This is a genomic window from Brevibacterium sp. Mu109, assembly GCF_900169375.1.
GTDB classification, from domain to species: domain Bacteria; phylum Actinomycetota; class Actinomycetes; order Actinomycetales; family Brevibacteriaceae; genus Brevibacterium; species Brevibacterium yomogidense_A.
In genome coordinates this window covers 94,955-107,630 of sequence record NZ_FXZF01000005.1, presented here as the reverse complement: position 1 = coordinate 107,630, position 12,676 = coordinate 94,955, and the positions used below count along the sequence as shown (strand labels likewise).

At 69.8% G+C, this 12,676-nt stretch carries 12 protein-coding genes; 9 read left to right on the top strand and 3 right to left on the bottom strand.

Features of this window, described 5'->3' with window-relative positions:
- Window positions 1-8 precede the first annotated feature (8 nt).
- Window positions 9-1,688, bottom strand: a complete 1,680-nt coding sequence (locus BSP109_RS04570) for a DNA repair helicase XPB (protein WP_101599526.1) — start codon at window positions 1,686-1,688, stop codon at window positions 9-11.
- Window positions 1,685-4,042, bottom strand: a complete 2,358-nt coding sequence (locus BSP109_RS04565; RefSeq protein ID WP_101599525.1) for a helicase-associated domain-containing protein — start codon at window positions 4,040-4,042, stop codon at window positions 1,685-1,687. The genes BSP109_RS04570 and BSP109_RS04565 overlap by 4 nt, the downstream gene beginning before the upstream one ends.
- A gap of 65 nt (window positions 4,043-4,107) precedes the next feature.
- Here BSP109_RS04565 and BSP109_RS04560 point away from each other — a divergent pair, with 65 nt between their 5' ends.
- The 5 genes from BSP109_RS04560 (at window position 4,108) to BSP109_RS04540 (ending at window position 7,892) form a co-directional block, all read left to right on the top strand.
- Window positions 4,108-4,332, top strand: coding sequence for a hypothetical protein (locus tag BSP109_RS04560; protein WP_087008773.1), 225 nt, complete (start codon window positions 4,108-4,110; stop codon window positions 4,330-4,332).
- 205 nt (window positions 4,333-4,537) lie between these two features.
- Window positions 4,538-4,906, top strand: coding sequence for a cold-shock protein (locus tag BSP109_RS04555; RefSeq protein WP_101599524.1), 369 nt, complete (start codon window positions 4,538-4,540; stop codon window positions 4,904-4,906).
- Window positions 4,906-5,907, top strand: coding sequence for a DUF3027 domain-containing protein (locus tag BSP109_RS04550; RefSeq protein ID WP_101599523.1), 1,002 nt, complete (start codon window positions 4,906-4,908; stop codon window positions 5,905-5,907). Before BSP109_RS04555 ends, BSP109_RS04550 begins: the two co-directional genes overlap by 1 nt.
- Entirely contained in the window at window positions 5,904-7,223 is a 1,320-nt protein-coding gene (locus BSP109_RS04545; protein WP_101599522.1) for an MFS transporter, read from the top strand. Before BSP109_RS04550 ends, BSP109_RS04545 begins: the two co-directional genes overlap by 4 nt.
- A 168-nt stretch (window positions 7,224-7,391) precedes the next feature.
- The gene (locus BSP109_RS04540) at window positions 7,392-7,892 is read left to right on the top strand and encodes a DUF456 domain-containing protein (protein WP_087009210.1); all 501 of its coding nucleotides are present in this window, start codon (window positions 7,392-7,394) and stop codon (window positions 7,890-7,892) included.
- 284 nt (window positions 7,893-8,176) lie between these two features.
- Here BSP109_RS04540 and serC read toward each other — a convergent pair whose 3' ends face one another.
- The gene (gene serC / locus BSP109_RS04535) at window positions 8,177-9,334 is read right to left on the bottom strand and encodes a phosphoserine transaminase (protein WP_101599521.1); all 1,158 of its coding nucleotides are present in this window, start codon (window positions 9,332-9,334) and stop codon (window positions 8,177-8,179) included.
- Window positions 9,335-9,433: 99 nt separating this feature from the next.
- On the opposite strand from serC, the gene pdxH reads away from it, so the two are divergent.
- The 4 genes from pdxH to BSP109_RS04515 all read left to right on the top strand — a co-directional run bounded on the left by pdxH (window position 9,434) and on the right by BSP109_RS04515 (window position 12,616).
- Complete coding sequence (pdxH, locus tag BSP109_RS04530; protein ID WP_087008764.1) at window positions 9,434-10,132, top strand: pyridoxamine 5'-phosphate oxidase; 699 nt, start codon at window positions 9,434-9,436, stop codon at window positions 10,130-10,132.
- A 140-nt stretch (window positions 10,133-10,272) separates the two neighbouring features.
- Window positions 10,273-10,956, top strand: coding sequence for a metal-dependent transcriptional regulator (locus BSP109_RS04525; RefSeq protein WP_087008762.1), 684 nt, complete (start codon window positions 10,273-10,275; stop codon window positions 10,954-10,956).
- A gap of 329 nt (window positions 10,957-11,285) precedes the next feature.
- Complete coding sequence (locus BSP109_RS04520; protein ID WP_101599520.1) at window positions 11,286-12,188, top strand: C40 family peptidase; 903 nt, start codon at window positions 11,286-11,288, stop codon at window positions 12,186-12,188.
- A 218-nt stretch (window positions 12,189-12,406) separates the two neighbouring features.
- On the top strand, window positions 12,407-12,616 hold the full coding sequence (locus BSP109_RS04515) for a heavy-metal-associated domain-containing protein (RefSeq protein WP_087008758.1): 210 nt from the start codon (window positions 12,407-12,409) through the stop codon (window positions 12,614-12,616).
- Window positions 12,617-12,676: the final 60 nt, after the last annotated feature.

The window sequence follows — 12,676 nt, the reverse complement described above, 5'->3', positions numbered from 1 at the left end:
GCGCTGCCTCACCGGTTCTCGATCGTGTACGAGTAGCCCTGTTCGGTGAGGAACCGGCGCCGGTGCTCCGCGAACCGCTCATCGACGGTATCGGCGGTGACGACCGTGTAGAAGGTCGCCGCCTGGGAATCTGCCTTGGGCCTGAGGATCCGACCCAGCCGCTGAGCCTCCTCCTGGCGCGATCCGAAGGCTCCCGACACCTGCACGGCGACCGATGCCTCCGGGAGGTCGACGGAGAAGTTCGCGACCTTGGACACGACGAGCACGCGCACGGAGCCATCGCGGAACCCGGCGTAGAGCTCCTCGCGCTCCTTCTCCGGCGTCTTGCCGGTCAGTACGGGTGCGTCCAGCGCCTCACCGAGCTCCTCGAGCTGATCGATGTACTGCCCGATGACCAGGATCTGCGCATCGGGGTGGCCCTCCACCAGGTCGCGGACGACCGGCACCTTCGTGTCCGCGGTCGCCGCCAGCCGGTACCGGTCCTCGCCCTCCGCGGAGCCGTATGCGCGGCGCATGTCCGCACCGAGCGGCACCCGCACCTCGTGGCAGCTGGCGGAGGCGATGAACCCGTCGCGCTCGATCTCCTTCCACGGCAGCTCGAAGCTCTTCGGCCCGATCAGTGAGAACACCTCGTCCTCGCGGCCGTCCTCGCGCACCAGCGTCGCGGTCAGCCCCAGCCGGCGCCGGGCCTGCAGGCTCGCCGTCAGGCGGAACACGGGTGCCGGCAGCAGGTGGACCTCGTCGTAGATCACGAGGCCCCAGTCGCGGGCATCCAGCAGCTCGAGATGCAGGTAGGAGCCCTTCCTGCGGGTCGTGAGCACCTGGTACGTCGCGATCGTCACCGGGCGGATCTCCTTTGTCGTCCCGGAGTACTCGCCGATCTCGTCCTCGGTGAGGGAGGTGCGCCGCAGCAGCTCCGCCTTCCACTGCTTCGCGGCGACGGAGTTCGTCACGAGGATGAGGGTCGTCGTCGACACCTTCGCCATCGCCGCCGCACCGACGATCGTCTTCCCCGCGCCGCAGGGCAGGACGACGACGCCGGACTCACCGGCGAGGTACGTGTCGACCGCCCGCTGCTGATACGGCCGCAGCGACCACGTGGACTCCTGCTCCGCCTCCACATGCGCTTCGTGCGCCAGTGCGATCTCGTGCGCCTCGCCGTCGACGTAGCCCGCCCGGTCTGCGACGGGGTGTCCCAGCTTGAGCAGGACGTGCTTGAGCTCGCCCCTCTCCGACGGGTGCACCGCCACGGTCGAGTCATCGATCCGCGCGCCGGTCTTCCCCGCGAGGTCGGGCTGCTGCAGCAGGTGCTCCAACAGGGCGGTGTCTGTGGTCTCGAGGACCAGGCCGTGGACGGGGGAGCGGGTGAGCGAGAGGACGCCCCACCGGTCCATGACGTCGACGATGTCGAGCAGCAGTTCGTGCGGGACGGGGTGCTTCGCGTAGTCGAGCAGCACGTCGACGACGGATTCCGCGTCGTGCCCCGACGCCCGCGCGTTCCACAGCCCCAGCGGCGTGATGGCGTAGGTGTGGACGTGCTCCGGGGTCTTCGACAGCTGGGCGAAGGGTGCGATCGCGATCGCGGCCTCTGCCGCGTCCGGATGGTCGGATTCGAGCAGGACCGTCCTGTCGGACTGCACGATGAGGGGTCCCCTCGTCGTCACGTCGCCGTGCCCGTCGATCGTCATCCGCGTGTGCTCCCTTCGTCGTCCCTGCTGCCGGAGCGCCGCACCCTCACGATGCGCGCCACCGATATCCGCAGAGCCTTCCCCGCGTCCGTGCGACCCAGGACGCGTCCGCCGCTCACCGACTGCGGGACCATGCGCACAGTCCGCTGGGTCCCGTCGGTGGTCGTGAGGATCACGTCGACCGGTGCCGACACCGCCGCGGCCTCGCCCAGTTCCGCGAGCACCGTCTGCGGGTCGCCGTCCGCACTCGCGGCAGCATCCTGCCCAACGGCCGCGCCGGTGCCGGTATTCCCCGCCCCCTCGCCGGCCGCAGTGCCCGAGGCCCCTGCCGCCCCTGCTGCACCGGTGGTGCTGGTGGTGCTGGTGGTACTGGTGGTGCCGGACGACCCTGCGGTCGTGCCACGCCCCGCGGCTGAGGCCCCTGCCGCACTGCGGGAGGTCGCTCGCCTGGCCGGGGAGCCGGTGCGCGGGGACTGCGCTCGGGCAGCGGCGAGATCGTTGATGTGCGCCTCGATCCGAGCAGCCGGCACGCGCGTCGTCCGCGTCGTGGGAGGCGCGGCACGGGCGGGGACGGGCGCGCGGGTGCCGGCCGGGTCCTCGGCGTCGGGGTCGATCCGGAGGATCGGACGGTCCTCGGTCTCCAACAGCGCGCTCACCCGGTCGGAGGAGGCATCCGCGACCGCGACCGTGGGCGCGAGCCTGCGCAGCCCGATCGCGGAGGCGACGGGGTCATCGAGCAGGATGTCCAGATCCGTCGGGTCGTCCACGACGACGACCGACCGCGCACGTGCCACACGGATCCTGTGGAGTCGGGCGCCGGCCGCGTGCACGAGGTGCTCGAGCGTCGTGGGGACCTCGGTCGCGGAGACGTCCTCCAGGACGGCGAGGATCGACTCGACGGATTCGCCGGTCCGCAGCGCGCGGGTCACCGAGTCGTCCGTGAACCGGTAGACGGTGCCCTGCCCGCGGGTGTCCACGTCCGCGATCCGCTCGAGGCGCAGGCTGACCGTGTGGTCGAGCGGCCCGAACGCCACTCCGGTCAGATCGGACTGGAGTGTCACCGCGGTCTCCAGCGGGGGCAGCAGCGCCGCGATCTGCTCGCGCAGGGCCGCCGGCGGTCCGCTCGCCAGCTCCTGCGCATTCACCGGACTCGATCCGAGCAGGTCGAACGGATCGTCGACCGCCGCGATCCACTCCGCGAGCACCCGGCCGATCGGCGTGAGCGCGTGCGCGTCCGGATGGCCCAGCGGCGAGGCGGTGAGGCCGAACGACTCCGCCTCGTCGAGCACCTGCGCCACCTCATCCGTGCGCACGGCGGCCAGCAGCGGGTGGGTGAACGACAGGAGGGCCACGACGTCCTCCTCGCTCAGCGCGCGGCCCCCACCTTCGCGCAGCAGTGCGACGAGCACCAGCCGCCGCAGCGTGAGGATCTGCGGACGCGCGGAGGGGAAGCCCCCGAACGCAGTGCGCGCGTGCTCATCGCGGCCCAGGAGGTGGATGCGCTCGCCCGCAGGGGTGGTCCCCGCGAGCACGTGCGCGATATCGACGGGATGCGTGAGCCACGCGGTGACGAGGTCGGTCCACACCTGCTCCCGCGGCGAGGCGGCTGCGGTGTCGAACTCTGCTGTGGGCCTCCACTGCGGGTCGGCGGGATCGCGCGTCGTGGACAGCCACCCCAGGTACGAGGCGAGCTCGACGAGCAGCGCGAAGTGAGCGGTGTCCGTTCCCGCGGCGCGGGCGAGGGTCTGCGCATCTCGCTTGCCGACGCCGCCGCTCACCAGCTGCGAGACCTCGTGGTCGGAGAACTCGGCGACGACGATGAGGGCACGGGAGACGGCTCCGGCCACGCCGGCGCCCTGCGCGTTCTCCAGCAGTGCGTCCGACACCGCGGCGGTTCGCAGCGGTCGCGGATCCGCCGCGGACTGCCACGGCTGGGGCGTCGCGCGAGCGGCTGCGGTGACGGGCAGCAGCGCACCGGCCTCCGGCTGGACGCGGTACGCCGAGGCCGCGGCCGGGTCGCCCGAACTCGTCGCCGGCCACAGGAGTCCGGCCGTGATCGCGGAGGTGAGGGCGGCCTCGGGAGCGGGGTCCTCTGCCGCGGCGAGCAGCTCGGAGCGGTCGACGGCAGGGGCGATGCGGGCCAGCACGGCAGCGCGGTGGACGACGCGCAGGGCCGGCGCGTCGAGGGACTCCAGACCTCGGGCGACCGCCGCCTGCGAGGGCGCGAGCGCGGCCAGACGGGCGACATCGGTGACATCGGTGCGGAGCAGATCGGTGCGGTATGCGGCGAAGGCCCGGAACCAGGGTTCCGGCGCGGTGCGCAGCCAGGCGGCGAAGGACGGCGACTCGGGCATCCTCCCCATCCTAGTCGGGGCTATCATGGTGGGGGCCCACGGTCAGCGGAAGAAGGAGGTGCCCGATGGCAGAAGACACGCAGAGACCCCCGGGTGCCGTCCTCGGCACGGCTGCCGCAGTGATCGCACTGCTCGGTCTGGCCTGCCTCACCCTGGTGGTGATCGTCGGACTGCTCGGATCGTCGGTGTCACCGGTTTTCACCTGGACGGGAATGGTACTGCTGCCGCTTGCGTTCGTCCTGATGCTGGTGGTGCTCGTCCAGGGCATCGTCCGCCGCCGCTCCGTCTGAGTCCCGGACGGATCCGGCCTGCGGGCCCCACATCTCACTGCGCCGCATGGCGCGACCCGGCGCGGCACCGTCGACACGACGACCTCCTCGCCGCCCACACCGTGCGCCTCGCGCACAGCCCCAGTGCGCACCGCGCACTCCCACACGTGCGCACCGCGCACCACATCGATCGGCCGCGCCGCCGCGCGGTCGTGAAAGGACTGACATGCCCACAGGACGCGTGAAGTGGTTCGACGCAGACAAGGGATTCGGCTTCGTCACCGCAGAAGACGGCGAGCAGATCTTCCTCCACGGCTCGTCGCTGCCGGACGGGGTCACCGCGACCCCCGGAATGCGGCTGGAGTTCGACATCGTCGACGGCCGCAAGGGCAAGCAGGTGCTCAAGGCCCGTGTCCACGAGTCTCCTGCCCGCGTGCGCCGGAACCCGGAGAAGACCGCATCGATGATCGAGGACGTCATCAGGATGCTGGACGACACGTCGAACGGCCTGCGCCGCGGGCGGTACCCTGATGCTGGGCACTCCCACCGCGTGGCGGAAGTGCTCCGCGCAATCGCAGACGACCTGGAGGGCTGATGTCCGGACTGTTCGACCGCTGGCTGGCGTCCATGGAAGCCGCCCCGCCGACGGCGACGACCGAGGCGGCTGGTGCCACTGAGTCGGCTGATACAGCTGAGGCGGCGTCTGCAGAGGCGACCGTGCCTGCTGAGGCGACCACCGCCTCGGCGTCGGATGCGCCGACCGCACGGGAGCGCCGTCAGCCGCGCAGGCCGGCCGCGATCGTCCTGGACACCGTCCTGGCCGAGGCCGTCGACGTGGCCCGTGCCGCCATCACCGAGGTCGCCGGCGAGGCCGAGGTCGGTGCCCACCTGGGCGCCGTCGCCGAGGACACCCGGCTCGTGACCCACAGCTTCGAGTGCACCAACCCGGCCTACCGCGGATGGCACTGGGTGGCCGTGCTGGCGCGTGCGCCGCGTGCCAAGAAGGCCACCGTGTGCGAGACCGCACTGCTGCCAGGCGCGGACGCCCTCGTCGCGCCCGCGTGGGAGCCGTGGGAGGAGCGCGTGCGCCCCGGCGACATGCGGCCCAAGGACGTCCTGCCGAAGGCGGAGGACGATCCGAACCTGGACCTCGGCCTCGAGCAGGTCGACCTGCGCCCGGGCGATGACATCGACCAGGTGCCGAACTTCGAGTACGGGCTGGGCCGGACCCGCGTGCTGTCCCGCGAGGGGATCGCGAACGCCGCGCAGCGGTGGGTCGAATCCGACGCCGGACCGGACGGTGAGTTCGCCCGCGAGGCCCGCAGCCAGTGCTCGACCTGCGGCTTCCTCCTGCCCATCGCCGGCAGCATGCGCACCCGCTTCGGCGTGTGCGCGAACAAGTGGGCGCCCTTCGACGGGCGCATCGTGGCGCTCGACGCCGGGTGCGGTGCTCATTCGGAGACGGATGTGCAGCGCCGCTCCTCGGAGCCCGTGAAGTCCGTCGTCGACGACTTCGACGAATCGCTCGACCTCGTCGAGAATGTGGGAGCACGGACTGCGGGAGCACTGCCTGAGGAGGCGCACTCCCGCGGATGACGTCGATGTTCCGGTCGCTGGCCGAGCCCAATTACCGGAAGTGGTTCGGCGGTGCACTGGTGTCGAACACCGGCACCTGGATGCAGAGGACCGCCCAGGACTGGATCGTCCTCACCCAGCTCACCGATGAGGACGCCACTGCTCTGGGCATCACGATGGCCCTGCAGCTGGGGCCGCAGCTCGTCCTCTTCCCTGTGGCCGGCACGATCGCGGATCGGTTCCAGCGGCGCAGGCTGCTCCTCATCACCCAGATCCTCATGGGCACGATGGGGCTGGTCCTCTTCGTCCTCACCGTCACCGGGGCGATCCAGCTGGGGCACGTCTACCTGCTCGCCCTGGCGCTGGGCATCGTCGCGACCGTCGACAACCCCGCTCGGCAGACGTTCGTCTCCGAGCTCGTGGGCGACTCGCTCGTCGCCAACGCCGTATCGCTGAACTCCGCATCGTTCAACACTGCGCGGATGCTGGGCCCCGCGGTCGCCGGCGTGCTGACCGCGGCGATCGGTGCGTCTACCGTGTTCCTGCTGTCCGGACTGGCATTCGCCGGGACCGTCGGGGTGCTGCTGTCGCTGGACCGCAGCCGCCTGCAGTCGCCGGACGCCCGCACCCGCCGAGCTCCCGGTCGGGGGATCATGGGCGGCTTCCGCTACCTGCGCACAAGGCCTGACATCATCGTCGTCCTGGCGGTGATCTTCGTGGTCTCGACCTTCGGCATCAAGTTCAACATCTTCACGGCGACGATGGCGCGCGTGGAGTTCGGCCGGGACGCCAGCGCGTTCGGGCTGCTGAACTCCATCCTGGCAGTCGGCTCCCTGACCGGTGCTCTGCTGGCCGCGAGGCGGGACCGGCCGCGCCTGCGCACCGTCTTCTGGGCGGCGGGAGCGTTCGGTGCGGCGTGTGCGGCAGCGTCCGTCATGCCGAACTACTGGACGTTCGCGCTGACGCTCACCACGCTCGGCCTGTCGTCCATCACGATGCTCACGGCCGCGAACGCGTATGTGCAGACGACCACTCCGTCGGGCGTGCGCGGTCGGATCATGTCGATCTACGCGGCCGTGGTCCTGGGCGGGGCGCCGCTGGGAGCTCCATTCGCCGGGTGGATCGCCGATCAGTTCGGTCCGCGGGCCGCGCTGGGGGTCGGAGCCGCCGCGGGTGCGGTGGGGATCCTCATCGGGGTGGTCTGGATGGTGTCCGCGAAGCACATGCGCGTGCACTACGTGCGCCGGTCGCGGCGGTTCATCCGGCTGAGCTACGACGGGCGGAAGTCGAAGGGGCGTGTGTCGGCGAGTCCGGTGCGGCCGGAGCCGGAGGGCTGAGAGTCCGACGGCTGAGCGATCACAGCTCCATCACAGTGTGAGTCCCGGCCCCTTCTGCACTGTTCGCGTGTTCAGCCCCGCCCGTAGACTGCGGACCGGACGGATGCGCCAGGACCGATCCTCCTGTCGGCGTCCCTCCGCACCCCGATCCGAATGGAGCTCTTCACCGTGACCGCAGACGTCATCGTCACCGTGCTCGCTGGACTCGCGATGTTCGTGGGCATCGTGGGAATCGTCGTCCCGGTGCTGCCGGGCTCCGCCACGATCGCGGTCGCCGCGCTGGTGTGGGCGATCGTCGCGGGGACCGGCCCCGGCTGGTCGGCGTTCGCAGCGATCACGGTGCTCGTGGCCCTGGGGATGGCAGCCGGCTGGGTGCTGACGGGTCGACGGCTGAAGGAGCGGGGGATCCCGAACCGTTCGCTGCTCATCGGCGGGATCCTGGCCGTCGTCGGATTCTTCGTCGTGCCCGTGATCGGTCTGCTGCTGGGCTTCGTGGGCGGACTCTGGGCCGCGGAATGGCAGCGGCTGGGCGACGCGCGGAAGGCCTGGGACACGAGCTGGGCGGCGATCAAGGCCGCGGGCATCGGCATCCTCATCGAGTTCGGCTGCGCAGCACTGGCCCTCGCGGTCTTCAGCGGGACGGTCATCCACCACTTCGTCACCGCCTGAGGCCACCACGTCGCCGCCTGAGGTGGGCGGGACTTCTCGCACGCCGCAGGCCGCACTCCTCCCACCCCACACGCCACACCTCGCACCCCGCACGCTGGACGCCGCACCCCGTAAGCCGCAACGACGAAAGCGCAACATCCGAACGATTCGCCCCCCTCGGAGGGCTCGGATGTTGCGCTTTCGACGTGTGTACTGTGATCGGTCCGCGGTGCCGGTTCGGCTCAGCCCTGTGCTGCCACGCCCCAGCCTCGTGCTGACATGCCCCAGCCCTGTGCCGGCGGGCCTCAGCCCTGTGCGGTGGCGGAGGCCCCCCACTGCTCGAGGACGTGATCGATGCAGGCGAGCAGCGCACGGACGTCATCCGGGTCCACGGCGGTGAACGTCGCGATGCGCAGCTGGTTGCGGCCCAGCTTCCGGTACGGCTCGACATCGACGATGCCGTTGGCGCGCAGGACGGATGCCAGGCGCGCGGCATCGATCGACTCGTCGAAGTCGATGGTGCAGACGACCGGCGAGCGGTCGGCCGGGTCGGCGACGTACGGACGGGCCACCGGGGACGATTCTGCCCACGTGTAGATGAGCGCGGAGGATTCCTCCGTCCGGGCACCTGCCCAGGCGAGTCCGCCATTGGCGTTTATCCACTCGATCTGCTCCGCGAGCAGGATGAGCGTGCCGACGGCCGGAGTGTTGTACGTCTGGTCCTTGCGGGAATTGTCCAGCGCCGTCGCGAGGCTGAGCGATTCGGGGATCCAGCGGTCCGACCCGGCGATCTCCTCGATCCGCGCGATGGCCCGGGGGGAGACGAGGGCGACCCACAGGCCGCCGTCCGATGCGAAGTTCTTCTGCGGGGCGAAGTAGTAGACGTCGGTCTCGCGGATGTCGACGGGGATGCCGCCGGCCGCGGACGTCGCGTCGATGACGACCAGTGCGTCGTCGGCGATGCCGGACGGGCGCTGGATCGACGTGGCGACACCGGTGGACGTCTCGTTGTGGGGCCACGCGTAGACGTCCACGGAGGCATCGGTCTGCGGCACGGCCGAGGTGCCCGGTTCGGCATCCACGACGAGAGACTCCTCGAGGAACGGCGAGGTCGTCGTCGCCTTGGTGAACTTCGACCCGAACTCACCGAACTGGGCGTGCGAGGCGCGCGTGCGGACCAGCCCGAACGCGGCGGCGTCCCAGAACACGGTCGAGCCGCCGTTTCCGAGGATCACCTCGTAGCCGTCTGGCAGGGAGAACAGCTCAGCCAGTCCGGTGCGCACGCGACGGACGATCTCCTTCACCGGCTTCTGGCGGTGGGAGGTGCCCATGACGGTGGAGCCGGCGGCGGAGAGCGCGGCCATCTGCTCGGGGCGCACGCGCGAGGGACCTGCGCCGAAGCGTCCGTCGGCGGGCTTGAGGTGTGCGGGGATCACGATGTCTGCGGGGGTGTCTGTACTCACGCGAGCGATCCTACTGCGAGGCCGCTGGTCGCGCGCACCGAGGGAGGGCCGGCCGCGGGCACCGTACGCCCGTGGGCTTGCCGAGAGTAGCGTGGAGCCATGGACGAACAGACTGACGCCACTCCCGCGGCTGCGCAGGACGCGATCGCCGCACTGGCGCGGCAGCGGGTCGAGTACGACGATGTGGACATCGACCTGCCTGCGGATACGCCCCACGGCATCTTCTCGCGCTGGTACGAAGAGGCGGGAGAGGCCCTGGGGGAGCCGAACGCGATGGTCGTGGCGACGGACGACGACGCCGGCCCCGCTGCGCGCATCGTCCTCCTCAAGGGCTTCGACGCGCGCGGCTTCGTGTTCTACACCAACTACCAGTCCGCGAAGGGCCGCCAGATCGAGGCCCATCCGCTCGTGGCGCTCGTCTTCCCCTGGCATGACATGCAGCGCCAGGTGCGGGTCCGAGGCCTCGTGTCGAAGGTGATGCCGGAAGAGTCGGATGCCTACTTCGCGCTGCGGCCCCGCGGCTCGCAGATCGGGGCGGCGGCCTCGGCGCAGTCGCAGCCGGTGCGAGGCCGGGATGCCTTCGCGCAGACGGTGGAAGAGCTCGAGGCCCGGTGGGAGGGGAAGGACGTCGAGCGGCCGGCCCACTGGGGCGGCTATCGAGTGCAGCCCTACGAGATCGAGTTCTGGCAGGGGCGGCTCAACCGCATGCATGATCGGTTCCTCTTCACCAGCCGGGATGGCCGTCCGGCACCCCTCGACGACGCGGCGACGTGGTCTGCGGTGCGCCTCCAGCCATGACGCCGCGGTGTGCTCCGATCCGGCTGAGTATCAGTTCCCCGCCGCACCACGTAAAATGACCGCGGGTGCTTCCGCCCTGTCCAGACGGATGCGATGGCTCCCCGACACTGCGTCGGGACTGCGTAGAGAGAGCGTGAGACGTGAACGACCTCATCGACACGACCGAGATGTACCTCAAGTCGATCATCGAGCTTGAGGAGCAGGGGATCGTGCCGCTGCGAGCGCGGATCGCTGAGCGTCTCGAGCATTCCGGCCCGACGGTCTCGCAGACCGTGGCGCGCATGGAGCGGGACGGTCTGGTCGTCGTGGACGCGGACCGTCACCTCGCTCTGACCGACGAGGGACGCGAGCTCGCGACGCGCGTGATGCGCAAGCATCGTCTTGCCGAAAGGCTCCTGTCCGACGTGATCGGTCTCGAGTGGTCACTCGTCCACGACGAGGCATGCCGGTGGGAGCACGTCATGAGCGAGCAGGTCGAGACGCGACTCCTCTCGATGCTCCCGGAGCACACGACGGGTCCGTACGGGAATCCGATCCCCGCCCTCGAGGATCTGGGTGCGGATCCCGCTGCCGTTCCGGAGACGACCTCGCTCACGCGCGCGGTGAAGTCCGGTGAGAAGCGGACCGTGGGCATCGCGTGGCTCGCGGAGCCGCTCCAGGTCGACATCGAGCTGCTGGCGCAGCTGCAGGAGACCGGGATCGTGCCCGGCACGGTGGTGACCGTGGAATCGGACGGCGACTACGTGAGCATCCGTGCCGAGGGGTCCTCCGATGTGCTGGATCTTCCGTCCGAGACCGCGGCGTTCGTGTTCGTGACACGCTGACACATCACCTCGTTACATCCGTTTCATCCCGTTACTTGGCTCTCTGACCTGCATCGATGATGACCCGCCGGGGCAGAGGATCACGATATGAGATCTGATCCGTGATCCAAATGTGACATGACGTTGCCGATCGTTTACAGTTGTCGAGGCGCCTTCGGAAGAAGGCCATCCGACCCGGGTTCCGCACGCCGCACCCGCACGATCGGATCGAAGAGACAGCAACAGGACCTGAGCGGCGGCGAGGGGCCGGGAAACCGGCAGCACAGTCCGGAAGGACAGGGCGTCTCCAGCTCGACGTGCGTCGCCTCGTAGGAAATGGAGAGGACATCGTGGCTACAAGGAAGCATGGTCGCCGCGCGGCCGAAACCCGCGTCAAGACCCCGCTCACAGAACTCACCGACGCGCTGGGTGCCAACTACGGCGTCGTCGGTCGTCGCGCGGCGGTCGTCGCCGCAGCAGGCGGACTCGTCGTCACCGCCACTCTGCCCGCAATGGGCCAGGGCGAAGACGAGGCGGCAGCGGTCACCGCTGAGGCGGAGAACAAGCCCAGCACTGATTTCGTGAACCAGGCGAAGACGGTCATCCCGGAGCAGGGCGAGGACAGCGAGGACGCAGACGTCGTCGGTGCCGCCTCGGTCTCCAATGTGACCGCGACCGAGGCTCCGGAGCCTGAGCCGGAGCCCGAGCCGGCTCCCTCCGAGTCGGTCGAGTCGAACGCCGGTTCGTCTGATTCCGAGTCGGACTCCTCTGAGTCGGGCTCGTCCGACTCCGGTTCGTCTGATTCCGAGTCGGACTCCTCTGAGTCGGGCTCGTCCGACTCCGGTTCGTCTGATTCCGAGTCCTCGGATTCGGGCTCCTCTGACGGTGGCGGCGACGCTGCGCTTCCGGACGGCTCGAAGGCCGAGCAGGTCCTCGCGATCGCCAAGCAGTACACGGGCGTTCCCTACGTCTTCGGCGGCACCACCACCTCCGGCTGGGACTGCTCCGGCTACACCTCCTTCGTGTACAACAAGGTCGGGGTGAACCTGCCCCGCAACTCCGGCGACCAGGCGGCAGCCGGCCAGACCGTCTCCGCTTCCGAAGCGAAGCCCGGCGACCTCGTCTACAAGTCCGGACACGTGGGCATCTACGCGGGCGACGGCATGATGTACGACGCGGGCTCGTCATCATCCGGCACCTCGTACCGCAGCCACTCGTGGATGGGAAGCGTCACGTACATCCGCGTTCTCTGATCACGCGCAGCATAGAGACACCCGCACTCCGTCCCCAGGTCCGGACGGAGTGCGGGTGTCTTCGTGTGTGCGCCTGCGAGTGACTGAGGTCCGCACCGCTCGATGATGAGTATCACAGTCGGGGGAGACTGCGCCCTTGATTCATGCCCCATAGGGGTATAGGGTATAAGGTGACGGGGCGGCCCCGCCCCGCAGATTCGCAGCGAAAGGGTTCCATCATGGCGACAGCGACGAAGAACTACACGGTCGAGGGTATGACCTGCGGCCACTGCAAGGCCTCCGTTGAGGAGGAAGTGCGCGAGGTCGCGGGCGTGACCTCCGTCGAAGCCACTGTGGACGGCGGCCGGGTCGCTGTGAGCGGTGAGGGATTCACTGACGAGGACATCGTCGGCGCAGTCGAAGAGGCCGGCTACACGGTCAAGCTGTGAACCCCTCCCGGCCTCGCCGCAGCGTGCCGGCCGAACCCCCATCGTCTTCATCTGCTCGAA

Coding starts and splice junctions, on each gene's coding strand:
- BSP109_RS04565 (WP_101599525.1), bottom strand. CDS start 4,042: ATGCCCGAGTCGCCGTCCTTCGCCGCCTGGCTGCGCACCGCGCCGGAA.
- BSP109_RS04555 (WP_101599524.1), top strand. CDS start 4,538: ATGCCCACAGGACGCGTGAAGTGGTTCGACGCAGACAAGGGATTCGGC.
- BSP109_RS04550 (WP_101599523.1), top strand. CDS start 4,906: ATGTCCGGACTGTTCGACCGCTGGCTGGCGTCCATGGAAGCCGCCCCG.
- BSP109_RS04515 (WP_087008758.1), top strand. CDS start 12,407: ATGGCGACAGCGACGAAGAACTACACGGTCGAGGGTATGACCTGCGGC.
- BSP109_RS04570 (WP_101599526.1), bottom strand. CDS start 1,688: ATGACGATCGACGGGCACGGCGACGTGACGACGAGGGGACCCCTCATC.
- BSP109_RS04560 (WP_087008773.1), top strand. CDS start 4,108: ATGGCAGAAGACACGCAGAGACCCCCGGGTGCCGTCCTCGGCACGGCT.
- pdxH (WP_087008764.1), top strand. CDS start 9,434: ATGGACGAACAGACTGACGCCACTCCCGCGGCTGCGCAGGACGCGATC.
- BSP109_RS04545 (WP_101599522.1), top strand. CDS start 5,904: ATGACGTCGATGTTCCGGTCGCTGGCCGAGCCCAATTACCGGAAGTGG.